The following is a 13981-nucleotide window of genomic DNA, read 5'->3' as shown; positions in this document are numbered from 1 at the left end:
AGCCTGTATTTACAGCATACAGACCATAGGAGCAGGGTAGGTCACGCTCCGATCGGAATAGTGAGTAAACAGGCTACTGCGAGTTTATTTGTGCTATATATTGATGATGTATCTGGAAGGGGACTTTTGCCGATTCACAGCCAATGCCCCTTCCGCCATTTCGGCGTAAGGGGCCAGTTCAAAAAAATGCTGTTGCACCTGCGGGTTGAATTTAAGTTCTATGCTTCGCATGTCCTTTGGGACGCCGAAGTGAATCTGCCTGATGACATTCTGGAAATGGTCTTCTGTGTTTCCGGGGGAGAAGTGAGCGGCAACGAGCGGAATTGGCCCAGCAATTGCTGCACCTGCTTCACTGGGATAGGGTCAGAAGCGCATTCCATGAGCCGCTGCTCTACGTTAATTTTACGCTCAAGGAGGCATTCGTTCTGTTCCTTGAACTCGCTTAACCGATCGAGCAGCAGGTTTCGTCCACTCCATCCCTTTCGTAAAGCCTGAAGTATTTCTTGCGCTGAGCATCAATGGTGGCGATTTCCTTGTCGATTGCTTCCTGTTCCTTTTGTAAAGGAACCACGTTCACGGTCCGATCTTTATTCAGCTTCCGCACAACGTCCTCCACAATTTTCGGCTTCTGGGCGACCTTGGCAAGCCGGTCGAGCACGTACTGCTAGACGTCGTCTGCCTTGACGGACTTCTGTCAACTTCTAGATTTGGAAAGAGTCTTTGAGGGGGCAGATTTTTTCAAGCACAGATAATCGGCAGTCATTGACATATCGTTGTTGTCACAAAACGACCCCTTATCTCGTTGTATATGCAAACGGAATAAGGAGTGGTTGTAATGAAAGAATTGACATGCATCGTTATTGGCGGAGGATATGCAGGTATTAATGCAATTAAAGCGATTTGGAAAACATTTAAGGGTCAAGAAAGTAAACGAAAACTCCGACTTATTTTAATCGATAAGAACTCTTATCACTTTCGCAAAGTATTGCTTGTTAAGCCCGCGGTCGGATATGAAGAAATTACTATCCCTCTAACTAGGTTATTTCCCGAAGGGGTTGAATTCGTTCGGGCTACTGTAACGAAAATCGAATCAGAGGAAAGAAGGCTACTTTGTCAGGATGCTGAAGGAAATAAGAATTCGATAAAATATGACCTCCTCGTTTTGGCGGTAGGCAGCGTCGTGCGGCAACCTGACCCTGAACAGGGAGGTATGGCATTAGCGAGTTTAGACGCTGCGTGGAAGATACGAGAGGCGTGGCGCGCGAATATAAAAAAAGCCGTAAAAGAAAAAAGCGCGGAAGAACGTCAGAGATTAATGACCATTGCCGTTGTTGGAGCGGGTATAAGCGGCATCGAGACATCTGCCGAACTAGCTTATTTTATTCGTGAAGATGCGTTATTATTGGGACTTGACCCGAGTGCTGTGAGAATAAAATTATTTAACGCGAATAAGAGGCTTTTCCTAGAAGGACCGGCAAAGATAGGGCTTAAACTGGAACGTTCACTTGACGCTTGCGGAGTAACTACCTTACATGGGAGTAGGGTGTTACAGGAGAAAGAGGGAGTGTTAACCTTATCTAACGGCGAGACGATGTCCGTTGGCTTATGTGTCTGGACGCTGGGGCTGTTACCCAACCCAATGCTGCAAAGCATCGGGTTGCCGATCACTTCGGAAGGATACGTGGTCGTAGATGCAAGTTATCGGGTTCAAGGGGCCCAGGGTGTATACAGTATCGGCGACTGCGCCCGAATCGTAGACCCTGCTAGTGTACGGGTGGATGGGAAGACGTGTAAGGAAGCGACCGCCCAAGCGGCAAGGCTTGGAAAGATTTTGTCGGCGGATATTGCAGGGCGTCAAGCACCTCCACATAGGGGATTTATTGATTTTTTTTGTTTTGCCTTAGGTCCGGAGAAGGGAATGGTATGGATACATCAATGGGGGTTAGATATTACCTTTACAGGAAAGCTGGGTTGGCGAATAAGGAAATTCACATGGGATTCGGGAAGTCTGTTAAAATAATGTAAACAGAGGGTTGGTGGAAAAGGATGGAATTGTAAGATGCAGGAGTTATATGAGCATTATAAAGGGCTGCTATTAACGCTTGCCTACCAACTGACTGGATCGGTCTCCGATGCGGAGGATGTTGTGCAGGACGTATTCCTGAAGTTGCATGATGTAAAGCTGGAACGTTTGGTTGAACCTAAAGCATATTTGTGCAAAATGGTAACTAATCGCTGTCGGGATTTATTCAAATCGGCGCGTAAGAGGCGGGAACAATATTTCGGGCAATGGCTTCCTGAGCCCTTTCTTACTCCTAATGATGTATCGTTTGAATCGGTTGTTCAAGGCGAGATGCTGTCTTATGCTATGCTCGTATTGCTTGAAAGGCTGTCCCTTACGGAACGGGCTGTGTTCGTACTTCGTGAGGCGCTCGGCTTTGAATATGCTGATATTGCCGAGCTCGTTTGCAAAAGCGAAGCGAATTGCCGCAAGCTGATCAGCCGTGCGAGAGGAAAGATGGGGATTACCCCCGATGAACCAGTCAATCCCGAAGCAGCAAGCGAAGAGTGGGTCCGTCGACTCCTAGCAGCTCTCGAACAGGGTAACGTGGATATGGTTGTATCCATGCTCTCCAAAGATGTCGTGTTGGTCTCAGATGGAGGAGGTAAAGCCATCGCCGCCGTCCATCCTATTGAATCGTGCGATCTCGTCGCCCGGTTCCTTCTCGGCTTAATTCGTAAGGCTCCTCATTACGAAGCAGGCGTGCATGTAGAAATGAGGGATATAAATGGCCAAACTGGACTTGTTATCCGTTCAGGAGAGGACAACATAACTGTTGCGCTCATGCATGTCGAGAGAAATTCGATTCGCAACTTATATTTTGTTAGGAACCCAGATAAGCTGAGGCATTTATTGAAATGAAAAGAGGATTGAAAAAAATCGCCGTTAGAATCGTTATGAAGATGCGTATTGCGCATGGTGAGAAAGCAAAAGGGCTTGTCAAAGTAATCTTCGCCTAGAGCCACATACATTTCTTCACGAGTCAACAAATAGTAGGCTATTCTCAACATAGCATGCGCGACAGAGATTGCAGCCCTTTTTCTTCCTTTTCTTGCCGCTATTCGTCTGTACATGGCACCAAGATAGTTCTTTGAGGCTTCTACGGAATGGACTGCTTCAACTAAGGCGGACTTCAAATTTTGTTTCCGGTTTTAGATTTAATAGATATTCTTTTTCCTGCACTTTCGTTATGCCCAGGCACAAGTCCAGCCCATGAGCATAAATGCGCAGCACTGGGAAACTGCTTCTTAATGTTGGTCCCAATTTCGACTAAGATTTGTTCTGACATTCGAGTACTCCTCTGTTCCATCCAGATGCGACACACTACAGATAGCGTACCCCCTTTTTAGCCGACTATGTTTATCTGAAACCATCCTGTAAGCCTGGCGTTCATCAGCAGCCTCTACATATTCCAGGATTTCGCTTCCCGTATCCACGGTGTAACCACTCACACAAAAGTCCATTTCAAGTCACCTCTCTTCTTTTCAGGTAAAGTGCCATATATAGTTCTTCTAATATTTTCGGCTTTTTTTTGAGCGAAAATCTAGAAATGAATACTTTCGTTCAAAAAGAATCACCCAGTTGGGAGGGCCCTTTCTTCTGGGTGGTTCTTTGCTTCATTAATGATGTTAATAACGGGCAGTTTAATGCAATGAATATTTACTTACAATGGATTAATATGGCATAATAATAAGAACGTAAGTTCTTGAGTGATCGTTGTTAAAATTATAAAAAAGGAGAAATGTAGCATGGGGATTTCTGTTTATTACACTTGTATGAGAAACCATAACCTTACCAACAGTGAGGAGCAAGAGATAACGGCCATCATTGATAAATACAATGCGGGTTTTGAAATGAAGGATATTGGAGAAACATTTTGTGTTTATGACTATGAGCAGGATGAACCATCAGTGATCTTTGCAGGTTCAACAAAGCTGCCCTTTTCAGATGATTTTGAAGATACATTGCATGCGCTGTTTTATTGGTTGACTTGTTTGACGGATATTAGAAGAAGTATTTCTAATGGGGATTGGCATGTGCATCTAGATGATACGGATGCCATTTGGGATGAGGAAACGGGTTGGAAAATGCCAGAAGATTAGTATTCATATTCCCAACAAAGTAATGTAGGGATCTTATGTAAGTGCATGTGCGAGGCAAATCGAAAATGCACCAATTACTCATTGAATTAAGTAGGGGAGAAATTCCTCTCTTTACTGCTTTCTTCAGACTGTTTGTTACTGAACTGACGGAGAACTATAGTTGAGGAGCTTGCCATGCTACAGCTCCTTTTTCATTTGTTGAAGTAACTGGCAGTTTTAGCGTAATGGTAAGATGATGATAAAAGATTCGATGGGGTAATGAAATGAGAATGTATGCTCTTCTTACAGAACCAATTGGAAAGATAAGAAAGGTAATGATTTATGAATCTAAGAATGGTGTTTATGTATTTTTATTTGATACCCATGAAAATATTGCATTGAGGAGCTCAACATAGACGAGGGTCAGTGGGTTATTATAAACGACCCAAAAGATGGAGAGCAACACGATATTATTTACTAAACCTCAGCTCCAAATCATTCAACGAACGGGGAACGATAGCACAAAGATGCAGGACTGCCGGCATGAACGGCAGCCTGTTCGGCTAACGGGCAGATGGCATTGGCCCTTGAACGAAAAACCGGGATAATTAAAACTAAAAGCAGGAAGGAAGAGGCAGAAATGAACCCTCTGGATTACATTGAATATTTGGGACACAGCAGCGTTTACCCTCCTTTGGTCGATCAGCTTTCGCGGGACAAGATAACTTGGCGGCCGACTGTGCGGAGGAATCTTGCTACGACCTATTTTGTGAGTGGAGAGGGAGTAGTTCTCCATTTCGATGTTGGCGCTGAAAACAACGGTATCACCAAGAAAAGCGAGGGTGATTATATATTTGACGAATTAACAATGACGATCATGGAAGAAAATAAGAAACATGGAAAATATAATGGTCCGCTTCCCTATGGATTGTTACAAAGTGATTTAAGAGCCCAGATCGAAACTAAGCTAGGTACACCCACGAGGAGAGCAGAGGAATTGGATAACTACTATTTGGATGGACTTGTGTGGACAGCAGCCTTTGAAGGCGAAACGTTTCAATTCCTGAAGTTGGCTGTTCCAACAAATGGAAAACGAAAATATGGTCTCTGCCCATGATGCATTGCCGCAACACTCGAAGGCGTAGGAACAATTGAAGTATGTGAAGATAAGTTTTATAGAAATATTCCCCAGTAAACTTGGTCATGAAATTCGTACAAAACTTAGGAGTATTTCATTAAGCTAACGAACGGGGAACTATAGTTGAACAAACAAGGAGCAGTATGCTACGGCAGCTACTCCTTTCCTTTATTAAGTGGAGTCGCCACAATACATAAGAGGACAAGGCCAAATGCTAACGAATGTTTCTATGAGATTGGATATTTGCGAATTTCGTGTAATATGTTAGACGTAATTGCCTAACCCTTGTAGATGCATGAGAAGAGGCAACATCAAATAACATCGCATTCACACTGCGGTCCAGCAAGTTGTCCTTGGATCCGCCCGATGGATTTCGAAGAGGAATGCGTCGGTAGGCACATCCAACCGGCTAAGAGGCGTGGGTGCCACTGGTACTAGTGACCATAAGCCGCAACGTTATAGAAACTCTTGCAATATATGATTCGAGAGGATGTTTAGTATGACAAAAATGATAATTGAAGAAACTTTACATTCTGCTTGTTACAACCAAAATAAAGATTTGGTTCAAAAACTATTGATTAATGTTAAGCCAAATATACTCAATAAAAAACTTACTGACTATTCAAATCCAATCCAAGGGACTCCGTTACAAATTTGCTGCAAAAACGGAAATCTGGATATTGTGAAACTTTTAATTGAAGCAGGGGCAGACAAGGAAATTAAAGATGTCGGAAGACAAACGCCTTTATCAATTGCTATTACTAACAACCACTACGATATAACCAAATATTTAATTGAAGAAGGAGCAGACATTCATTCTAAAGGCCCTAACAATCTTCAACCAATTCATTTTGCATGTGCTCTCGGAAGTAGGAAGATAATTGAATTACTATTATCCAGGGGCGTAGATATAAATCAAGATGACGGTCTAAAAAGCTCTCTACTTGATTTTACAACGAATCTTGATGGAGGGAATTTAGAAGCGACTAAAACACTGGTAGAAAATGGAATCCATAAAAAGTATTTTTCAACAGCGTTTAAGTGGGCCTGTTGGAGAAATAATCTCAAAATAGCTGAATACTTATTAGCAAATGGGGCGGATTACAAAAGTGAGACAACCCCTAAATCAGAGTTGTTGTTTTGGATTTGCAGTTTAGGATATAAGGAGATAGTTCAACTATTATTAGAACAAGGTGTTGACTTTAAAACACTTGTAAAATTTAAAGGAAAAGTATCATCTTATAATGGAAGCCCTTTGGACATAGCTATTGAAACAAACCAAATCGAAATCGTAAATTTGATTAATTCTAACTAGAGATAGGAGTTTATATAGTGTTCATGGGATCTTTGTATTGAACTAACGGGCAGGATAGTTGAACAAGATAAGTGGAGGTTTTATGTCGCATTTGACACATACTGTGAAGCAAAAGTATTTACAACTTAGATTTCTCTTTATACTTTGACCAATTAATCCAAGAGATGCTTAAAAAACCTAAAGTCATAATAAGAAGTTGTATTGGATCCCGATTAATATCAAATACAATTCCGATGCCGGCAGCGAGAGGTATTAATGTAATACTAATAATGGAGAACCATTTATAAATATTTTGATTTTCCTTCTTTTCGTTCTTCATATTTAACCCCTTTTTCAAAAAAATAGTAATTAAAGAAATATATTATACCAACTTAATCTGATGCCCACTTACTGCATTAGTGAATTTTGAAATATCCAGTTCTGCGGGTTCAAAATTTCTCGGGTTTTGTAATTTTAATTGAGGCTACTTCCCCACACCTTTTACAAAATGTATATATAACCGGGGAGCCAAAAGTAAAAGATTTACCGATTGGCATTACTCTAGCATCCACAGCGTTCACTTCACCTTTAGCAAAGGTAGTACTTCCACAAGCTTTACAAGTTAAGTTTTCTTGATTCATAATAACCATCCTCAATAAAATATTTAACAATTAATACGAATTATACCAAAGGTAGGTTTCATTATTAAAAAGTACTAATGAACAGTACGAAGATATTGTGTAATAAAAGAAAGCGTGCTTGTTCAACTAACGGGAAAGGGAATACCAAATTATGGATTTATAAATGTACATGAAAGGTTGATCCTAGTTTATGAATGACCATAATCTCACCTTCGTAGCCAAAGCGAAAATGATGCTTGTACAACCTCTGCTGCTTACCCTGATCGTTATACTTGTGGTCAGTAGCCTTACTGCCTGCGATAATTCCACCGCAGGCAAGACAGCAAGTAAATCTGCGCAGCCGACTATAGTGACACCTGTGGTAGCGCAAGCATCGGGCAGCATTTATCTGTACGGTGAAGCACACGGCGTAGCCAAGATATTGGACAAGGAATATAAATTGTGGTCTCAATACTACCATAACGAGGGCATGAGGCACTTATTCGTCGAGCTGCCCTATTTTACCGCCGAATACTTGAATCTATGGATGCAGTCGGACAATGATGATATTTTAGAGGAGATTTATGATGATTGGGAACGGACACGTAGTCACAACCCTGATGTCAAAGAGTTCTACAAAAAAATAAAGAGCGAGTGTCCGGAGACGATTTTCCACGGCACAGACATCGGGCATCAATATGAAACTACCGGGAGCCGCTATTTATCTTGTGGCAAACGATCTGGGAGAATCGGAGAAGTATACTTTAACAATGGAAGCGATCCGGCAAGGCCGTGTTTTTTACAGCAAAGAAGACGGCGTATATCGGGAAGACACGATGACGGAAAACTTTATTCGCGAATTTGAGAAGTTGGGCAATGAGAGCGTTATGGGCATTTACGGCTCAGCGCATACCGGGCTTGATGAAATGGACTATAAGACCCAATCCATCCCTTGTATGGGCAATCAATTACAGGAGCATTATGGCGATAACATTTATTCTGAGAACCTAAGTTGGATTGCTAAAGATATTGAGCCATCCAGAGTAGATTACATCTCCTTACAGGGCAAGGAATATGCAGCATCTTATTTTGGTAAGCAGGATTTGAACGGGTTCAAGGATTACGCCTATCGAGAATTTTGGCGATTGGAGGACGCCTATGAAGATATCCAAGACCTTCCACTGGTGGACAATTATCTTCCTTACGATAACTATCTGATGCCGATAGAAGTAGGCCAGGTCTTTGTGGTCAAAAGCACCAAAACAGACGGTTCAGTGCAAAGAGATTACTATCTGTCTAGCGGCCAAGTTGTGGAGGGTGTGAACTCAACACAACAATTCACAGCAGAGTGACGATCAGTAATATGATGATTATCTCAAGTACAACACGCTTGCTCATGCATCGGGCGTTCATAAAAGCTAATTGGGAAAATTGTCACGTGCCGAAAATGAGTGCTCGGTTGATATAAGAGTGGCTCCAAAATTCACCGCTTCAACCAAAGTGGTGAACCGTAGGTATGGGTAAGTTTTTTACTGATTGCATTACGCTAACGGGACACGTTAGTTCAATAAACATGATAAGGCAGCCCGTCAGTCAATGCGATCAGCTGCCTTCATTCAACTACCGGGAAGTTTTGTACAAGAGAAAATGATGAAGTGGAATAAACACGTTCAGTACTGATGGATGAAAAAGGTGAATATATGGATTCAAATGAACTAAAACCTTTAATGAACAACACAAAATGGGAAGAAATAAGACAAGCAATGCTCAACTATGCCTTTCCAACCAAATGGAGGATTAAAGACATTGATACTGGCTATATCAGCCTTTGGGATGGAGATTGGTATTACCATTTTTCAGATGGTGGTTACAAATTTATTGAGTGGTTAGAAATTCATGCTGAAAATGACTCGATAAATGCTGATTTAATTCAAATCTTGAAAAAAATACATGTTCCAGGTGAAGTAACTACCGACTCCATCATAATTTATGGATATAACAAAACTAATGAATTCATTGATTATATATAATACGCTTCACCTCAATGCTTCCAAACACAAAGTACAGTTTGACCATTAAATGTATATCTGTATATAAAAGAAAAAACACTCCTGACAATGGAGTGTTTTATTATTATTCAAATTTATTTGAAGTCCATGTAGCAATTCCATTCATTGGACATGCAACAACTAGCCAGTTATCAGATTCTACTCCCACCTGCCAACATTCATACTTCTCATGAAAACCAATAACAAATAGTATGCTACCTGATTCAAAGCTTATAATTAAATGTGGAGTGCTGTCTCCCAATTGTATATCTATAATCTTTTCACGTCTCATCTTTATGATCTGACTGTATTTTTCTTCCTCAGAAACATCTGCAATTTGACTTTCATTACTAGGGTATTGAGAGGGAACTGAATCCAATATAGTCCACTTTGATTCAATGTTCAGGTACAGTTGACCAGCTAAATCATCGAAGCCTTCATACTTAGTTAAATAAACTTGAGTAGCACCACTTGATACTCCAAATCTAAGACCATCAATTTTTGCCCCAATACAAAGATGTTTAAGAACTCGTTCAGCGAAGTCCCTATTTTCTTTATTCATTCCGTTCCCCAGCTCTTTTCATCAACGTATAAGCCCGAATCATTACACCATATCTTGGATTTGTTGGTGTTGGCGTTTCGCTTCAAATTTCGCGTTTTGGCATTTTGCTCTCATCCATGTACAGCAGATTCCAGCGGTGACCGTCCAGGTCGGCAAATCCTGCGCCGTACATCCAGCCGTCAGTTTCACTTGGCTTGCCAAAGATGTTTCCTCCGGCAGACTCTGCTTTTTGGATAAAAGCATCTACTTCTTCTCTGCTTTCAGCACCAATGGAGAAGATTACTTCAGCGCTATGGGAAGTATCTGCGGTTTTTGAACCAGTAAATTTCTCAAACGCCGCATCCGGGAACAGCAGAATTGTTGTTTGACCTATTACAAGCTTAGCTCTCTCGTTCCCAACACTCACCGCTTGGAATCCAAGCTCATTGAAAAAGGCAGTTGACCTCTCAACATCTTTGACTGGCAGGTTAATCCAAATCTCCTGTGACATGGCTGTAGCCTCCTAATATATTTTCATTCCTACTATACTCTACTTCTGGCAGCAGAAGCGATCTCTTTCGCAACTCACCTTTAATTGAAATACTCGATAGTTTTCTCAATAAATGACTTGGCCGATTTTGTCAGAAAACGGTCGGACCGATGAATGATCTCAAAGTGACGATATGGCGGATCGTCTGTAATTCGGATGCAGCGTAATGTTGGTTCATTCATTGCTTGGATCAAACGGTAAGGCAGCAATGTTCCTCCGACGTTGGCTTTCACCAAGCTAATAATGGAAGTTGCCGAACTGGTCTCCATGATCGTATTTAAGCTGAATCCATATTTACGGCAATAGCCATCAACCAATTCTCTGCCTGTAAATCCTTCGGGGAACATCACAGTTTGGATATTACGCAGTTCCTGGATTACAATCGTGCTTCGTTCAGCCCAATCATGATTCTCAGAAACGACAAGTACATATTCTTCACTGCACAAGGGAATGCGTACAAGCCGATCATCTGGAGCAGAGGTGATCTCGATCCCGATGTCTACTTCATTATCCAGTACTTGATTCAAGACGTAGATCGATGAGATAAGCTTCAGCTGCACCTTGGGGAATCGCGTATGAAAATTCACGAGCAATGGGGTGAGCCGGTAGTCTAGATCGGAAGGGAGAACACCAATTACCAACCGACCTCGTTGATCATTGCGTAATTCAGCTAACGCATCCTGGGTATTCTGTAAATGCCGAATCATCTGTACACAGTGCTCCAAAAACAGATTTCCTGCTTGAGTCATCACAACCTTTTTGCCGACTCGGTCAAATAAGGGAACTCCGAGTTCATCCTCAAGTGCGCGTATTTGTTGACTCAACGTAGGCTGAGATATGCCAAGCTTCTCAGCTGCTCGTGTAAAATGAAGCTCCTCACACACAGCAATGAAGTTTTCCATCTGACGAATCTCCATATGAATGACCTCTAATCATTGGTTTTAGTAATCATTTTAATAGAAACTATAGTATTGTTCAATCATTGTAATGATTCTATACTTAATCGTGCACCTCCCAAAGATCTGTTATTAACAAATAGGATCATGGGAGAATGCATCGATACTACTACCATGAGGTGATTCATAATGAAACTTTTTTATATCGTCTTGGCGCTTATCCTGGCTTCACTGAATTTACGACCACCCATTACATCCATTTCTCCTCTAATGAGCATCATTCAGAATGATTTGGGTATAAGCGGGATTACCGCCAGTTTGTTAACCGCACTTCCGGTATTATGCATGGGCATATTTGCTCCGTTCTCCGTACGATTAAGCAGAAGGTGGGGAAATGAGGGCGCAATTGTTCTGGCTTTAATCCTCATTGGGTTAGGTACGGGATTACGATGGTTTGTTGGTACAACTCCTTTGATGATGTTCACTTCTTTTCTTTCCGGTGTAGGAATTGCATTGGCAGGGCCGCTGTTGTCCAGCTTCATTAAGCAGTATTTCCCTGACCGAGTGGCATCCATGGTGGGTATTTACTCTACAGCGATGGTGATGGGGGCCAGCATTAGTGTGGGACTATCGGTTCCGCTACAGCATACATTGGGTGGTTCGTGGAGAGGCTCGTTGGCTGTATGGGCATTACTGGCAGCCATTGCGTTGCCGATTTGGTTGAGATTAGCCTGGTCTGCGCGCACAGATCGACAATCCGGTAAAATCTCGAGTGTACTTAATGCACCACTTCCGGTGAACAACAAACGTGCCTGGGTGCTGACATTATTCTTCGGGCTGATGGCAGCGATCTTCTATTCGTTGACCGCCTGGCTTGCGCCAGCAATCCAAAGCCAGGGGTATAGCCAAGAAACTGCTGGCAAAATCCAAACTTTATTTACATTGATATCGCTGCCCTCTACTTTGTTCATTCCGATGCTTGTACATCGTTACCAAAGACGTGTATTCTGGCTTGTCGGGTGTGCTTTATTGGAGTTGATGGGTGTCCTGATGCTGAACCTATCCGTTAGCCCCTGGCTCGCGGCGATTCCACTCGGTATTGGAGCGGGTGGGCTGTTCCCGATTGCACTGATGTTGCCCATTGATGAAACAAGTAATGCTCAAGAAGCTAGTAGCTGGTCCGCAATGACCCAATCTGGTGGCTACATTCTCGGAGCGCTTGGGCCGCTAGCGATTGGCTGGCTCCACGATGCAACAGGCAGCTTCGTTCAAGCATTCTATGGTTTGGCTGTAATCATCGTGCTTCAGATTATCGTTCAAATGGCTATAGGAAATAAAAAAAGTTCTCCATCCATTTCTCGTCTCCATTAAAGGTTTCGTGTGATACTTCATGTTGATCAATTAGTGAAGTTGTGCTTGCATGGACCTATGAACGTACGTGGTGTAATTCAACTAGCGGGCAGGATAATGGAAATGAACTGTAGAAAAAAACCTATAAATGAAAGTGACAAAAGTGGAGAATTCTACCGACAGTTGAATAAAGCGCCTATGAAAATTCAACCACCGCTTGATAGGATTGCGTTTGAGGAAATGCTATGCTGTTTTCGACAGTGCGCACTGTACATTTTGTTTTATTGGAGGTATACAATGCTCGACTTGCGTAAAATTGGAGCTTATATTTCGAAGCTTCGCAAAGACCAGGATTTGACCCAATTGGAACTTGCCGATCAACTGAATGTAAGTCATCAAGCGGTATCGAAATGGGAACGGGGCGACTCGCTACCGGATATCGGAACGCTTCCGCAGTTTGCGAGGTTATTCGGCAAAACGGTAGACGACATTTTAAATGCAGGAGACAACTCAGAAAATCGGGAGCACCAGCACCTAGGAACGATCGTTGAGGAGATCGCAGAGAACAGGCCGGACCAAGTTGCAGAGATGGTCAATACCGGTGAGATGAAGGTGGAAGAGCTTGTAGAAGTAGCACCGTTTGTAAAAGCAAGCGCTCTGCATAAGGTTACAGAACGATTAGACAGCAGCGTCCTTAAGTTAGACGTGATCATGCGGCTGGCTCCGTTCCTTGGAACAGATACATTGGATGAACTGGTTCGTCAGGCAGAAGAGGGCGAAATTATGTGGAATGCCATTACTGGACTCGCTCCGTTCGTCAGCAGCGACACATTAAGCCGACTGGTAGATAAATCGATTGACGGTTCCTTAGAAGTGCACAATCTTGTTGGAATTGCCCCGTTTCTTGAAAGAGAACATGTAGATCGGTTGGTTCAACAAGCAGAAGAGGGTAGCTTGAGCTGGCATTTCGTTCAAGGGCTGGCACCCTTTATTAGCAGAGAAACGTTAAGCCGCTTGGTAGACCGGGTTGCAGATGGCACTATTGATGCTAACCGGATCATAAGCCTCGCACCTTTTCTGGACAGGGAAAATCTCGAGAAGTTAATTAGTGGAGTCGAAGCTGAACATCTTAGCCCAGATCTGCTGGCAAGCCTTGCTCCCTTCGTCGATCAAGGGACATTGAGTAGAATGGTGACAAACTTATTAAATAAAGTAAAGTAGACACGTATATCGGAGATTGGTGATGCATAGGCAATGGCATTAAGCTAACGGGAAACGCTAGTTCCATAAACACGATAAAGGCAGCCCGTCAGTAAATGTGATCGGCTGCCTTTATTCAACTAACGGGCAAGTTACCTTAATAAACTAAGTGGTGGATAAAATATAAATATAAGAGTTCTC

General features: G+C 42.5%; 16 protein-coding genes. 10 read left to right on the top strand and 6 right to left on the bottom strand.

The window, feature by feature from the left end:
* Window positions 1-442: 442 nt before the first annotated feature.
* Window positions 443-616 carry a hypothetical protein gene (locus tag NST25_RS22710; RefSeq protein WP_179087558.1) on the bottom strand — a complete coding sequence of 58 codons (174 nt, stop codon included), beginning with the start codon at window positions 614-616 and terminating at the stop codon, window positions 443-445.
* A gap of 219 nt (window positions 617-835) precedes the next feature.
* On the opposite strand from NST25_RS22710, the gene NST25_RS22705 reads away from it, so the two are divergent.
* Together NST25_RS22705 and sigJ are read left to right on the top strand one after the other, a co-directional pair.
* Complete coding sequence (locus tag NST25_RS22705) at window positions 836-2020, top strand: FAD-dependent oxidoreductase (RefSeq protein ID WP_340392532.1); 1185 nt, start codon at window positions 836-838, stop codon at window positions 2018-2020.
* 39 nt (window positions 2021-2059) lie between these two features.
* The gene (gene sigJ / locus NST25_RS22700; protein ID WP_340392531.1) at window positions 2060-2923 is read left to right on the top strand and encodes an RNA polymerase sigma factor SigJ; all 864 of its coding nucleotides are present in this window, start codon (window positions 2060-2062) and stop codon (window positions 2921-2923) included.
* A 271-nt stretch (window positions 2924-3194) separates the two neighbouring features.
* On the opposite strand, the gene NST25_RS22695 is transcribed toward sigJ, so the two are convergent.
* Window positions 3195-3350, bottom strand: a complete 156-nt coding sequence (locus tag NST25_RS22695) for an IS110 family transposase (protein ID WP_256717512.1) — start codon at window positions 3348-3350, stop codon at window positions 3195-3197.
* 460 nt (window positions 3351-3810) lie between these two features.
* Between NST25_RS22695 and NST25_RS22690 the strand changes: the two genes are divergently transcribed.
* The 3 genes from NST25_RS22690 (at window position 3811) to NST25_RS22680 (ending at window position 6596) form a co-directional block, all read left to right on the top strand.
* Entirely contained in the window at window positions 3811-4164 is a 354-nt protein-coding gene (locus NST25_RS22690) for a hypothetical protein (RefSeq protein ID WP_340392530.1), read from the top strand.
* A gap of 619 nt (window positions 4165-4783) precedes the next feature.
* Entirely contained in the window at window positions 4784-5260 is a 477-nt protein-coding gene (locus tag NST25_RS22685; RefSeq protein WP_076220135.1) for a hypothetical protein, read from the top strand.
* A 520-nt stretch (window positions 5261-5780) separates the two neighbouring features.
* On the top strand, window positions 5781-6596 hold the full coding sequence (locus tag NST25_RS22680; protein ID WP_340392528.1) for an ankyrin repeat domain-containing protein: 816 nt from the start codon (window positions 5781-5783) through the stop codon (window positions 6594-6596).
* Between the two features lie 428 nt (window positions 6597-7024).
* On the opposite strand, the gene NST25_RS22675 is transcribed toward NST25_RS22680, so the two are convergent.
* The gene (locus NST25_RS22675; RefSeq protein WP_076220132.1) at window positions 7025-7216 is read right to left on the bottom strand and encodes a hypothetical protein; all 192 of its coding nucleotides are present in this window, start codon (window positions 7214-7216) and stop codon (window positions 7025-7027) included.
* Between the two features lie 190 nt (window positions 7217-7406).
* Between NST25_RS22675 and NST25_RS22670 the strand changes: the two genes are divergently transcribed.
* The 3 genes from NST25_RS22670 (at window position 7407) to NST25_RS22660 (ending at window position 9225) form a co-directional block, all read left to right on the top strand.
* Entirely contained in the window at window positions 7407-8060 is a 654-nt protein-coding gene (locus NST25_RS22670) for a hypothetical protein (RefSeq protein ID WP_218642216.1), read from the top strand.
* Window positions 8032-8547: a hypothetical protein gene (locus NST25_RS22665; RefSeq protein WP_218642215.1), complete on the top strand. Its 516-nt coding sequence runs from the start codon at window positions 8032-8034 to the stop codon at window positions 8545-8547. The genes NST25_RS22670 and NST25_RS22665 overlap by 29 nt, the downstream gene beginning before the upstream one ends.
* A gap of 348 nt (window positions 8548-8895) precedes the next feature.
* Complete coding sequence (locus NST25_RS22660) at window positions 8896-9225, top strand: DUF6678 family protein (RefSeq protein ID WP_218642214.1); 330 nt, start codon at window positions 8896-8898, stop codon at window positions 9223-9225.
* A gap of 103 nt (window positions 9226-9328) precedes the next feature.
* Here the strand turns inward: NST25_RS22660 and NST25_RS22655 are convergent, their stop codons facing one another.
* From NST25_RS22655 to NST25_RS22645, 3 genes are all read right to left on the bottom strand, one after another.
* Window positions 9329-9805 (bottom strand): hypothetical protein, encoded by a 477-nt coding sequence (locus tag NST25_RS22655; protein ID WP_076194765.1) that lies wholly within the window; start codon window positions 9803-9805, stop codon window positions 9329-9331.
* An 82-nt stretch (window positions 9806-9887) separates the two neighbouring features.
* Window positions 9888-10295, bottom strand: coding sequence for a VOC family protein (locus NST25_RS22650; RefSeq protein ID WP_076279218.1), 408 nt, complete (start codon window positions 10293-10295; stop codon window positions 9888-9890).
* 80 nt (window positions 10296-10375) lie between these two features.
* A complete protein-coding gene (locus tag NST25_RS22645; protein ID WP_340392525.1) occupies window positions 10376-11236 on the bottom strand; it encodes a LysR family transcriptional regulator in 861 nt (286 codons plus the stop codon).
* A gap of 183 nt (window positions 11237-11419) precedes the next feature.
* On the opposite strand from NST25_RS22645, the gene NST25_RS22640 reads away from it, so the two are divergent.
* Together NST25_RS22640 and NST25_RS22635 are read left to right on the top strand one after the other, a co-directional pair.
* The gene (locus NST25_RS22640; RefSeq protein ID WP_339244384.1) at window positions 11420-12601 is read left to right on the top strand and encodes an MFS transporter; all 1182 of its coding nucleotides are present in this window, start codon (window positions 11420-11422) and stop codon (window positions 12599-12601) included.
* A 276-nt stretch (window positions 12602-12877) separates the two neighbouring features.
* Window positions 12878-13801: a helix-turn-helix transcriptional regulator gene (locus NST25_RS22635; RefSeq protein WP_076130257.1), complete on the top strand. Its 924-nt coding sequence runs from the start codon at window positions 12878-12880 to the stop codon at window positions 13799-13801.
* Window positions 13802-13981 lie beyond the last annotated feature (180 nt).

This window comes from Paenibacillus sp. FSL E2-0190 (assembly GCF_037992965.1).
In the GTDB taxonomy this organism is placed as follows: Bacteria; Bacillota; Bacilli; order Paenibacillales; family Paenibacillaceae; genus Paenibacillus_AQ; species Paenibacillus_AQ odorifer.
Note: the sequence above shows the minus strand (reverse complement) of the source record. Positions and strands in the feature narration are given on the sequence as shown.

Bases quoted from the DNA above. Each gene is read 5' to 3' on its own strand.
- NST25_RS22670 (WP_218642216.1), top strand. From the start codon at position 7,407: ATGAATGACCATAATCTCACCTTCGTAGCCAAAGCGAAAATGATGCTT.
- NST25_RS22685 (WP_076220135.1), top strand. From the start codon at position 4,784: ATGAACCCTCTGGATTACATTGAATATTTGGGACACAGCAGCGTTTAC.
- NST25_RS22675 (WP_076220132.1), bottom strand. From the start codon at position 7,216: ATGAATCAAGAAAACTTAACTTGTAAAGCTTGTGGAAGTACTACCTTT.
- sigJ (WP_340392531.1), top strand. From the start codon at position 2,060: ATGCAGGAGTTATATGAGCATTATAAAGGGCTGCTATTAACGCTTGCC.
- NST25_RS22650 (WP_076279218.1), bottom strand. From the start codon at position 10,295: ATGTCACAGGAGATTTGGATTAACCTGCCAGTCAAAGATGTTGAGAGG.
- NST25_RS22695 (WP_256717512.1), bottom strand. From the start codon at position 3,350: ATGTCAGAACAAATCTTAGTCGAAATTGGGACCAACATTAAGAAGCAG.
- NST25_RS22655 (WP_076194765.1), bottom strand. From the start codon at position 9,805: ATGAATAAAGAAAATAGGGACTTCGCTGAACGAGTTCTTAAACATCTT.
- NST25_RS22635 (WP_076130257.1), top strand. From the start codon at position 12,878: ATGCTCGACTTGCGTAAAATTGGAGCTTATATTTCGAAGCTTCGCAAA.
- NST25_RS22660 (WP_218642214.1), top strand. From the start codon at position 8,896: ATGGATTCAAATGAACTAAAACCTTTAATGAACAACACAAAATGGGAA.
- NST25_RS22705 (WP_340392532.1), top strand. From the start codon at position 836: ATGAAAGAATTGACATGCATCGTTATTGGCGGAGGATATGCAGGTATT.
- NST25_RS22680 (WP_340392528.1), top strand. From the start codon at position 5,781: ATGACAAAAATGATAATTGAAGAAACTTTACATTCTGCTTGTTACAAC.
- NST25_RS22690 (WP_340392530.1), top strand. From the start codon at position 3,811: ATGGGGATTTCTGTTTATTACACTTGTATGAGAAACCATAACCTTACC.
- NST25_RS22665 (WP_218642215.1), top strand. From the start codon at position 8,032: ATGACGGAAAACTTTATTCGCGAATTTGAGAAGTTGGGCAATGAGAGC.
- NST25_RS22640 (WP_339244384.1), top strand. From the start codon at position 11,420: ATGAAACTTTTTTATATCGTCTTGGCGCTTATCCTGGCTTCACTGAAT.
- NST25_RS22645 (WP_340392525.1), bottom strand. From the start codon at position 11,236: ATGGAAAACTTCATTGCTGTGTGTGAGGAGCTTCATTTTACACGAGCA.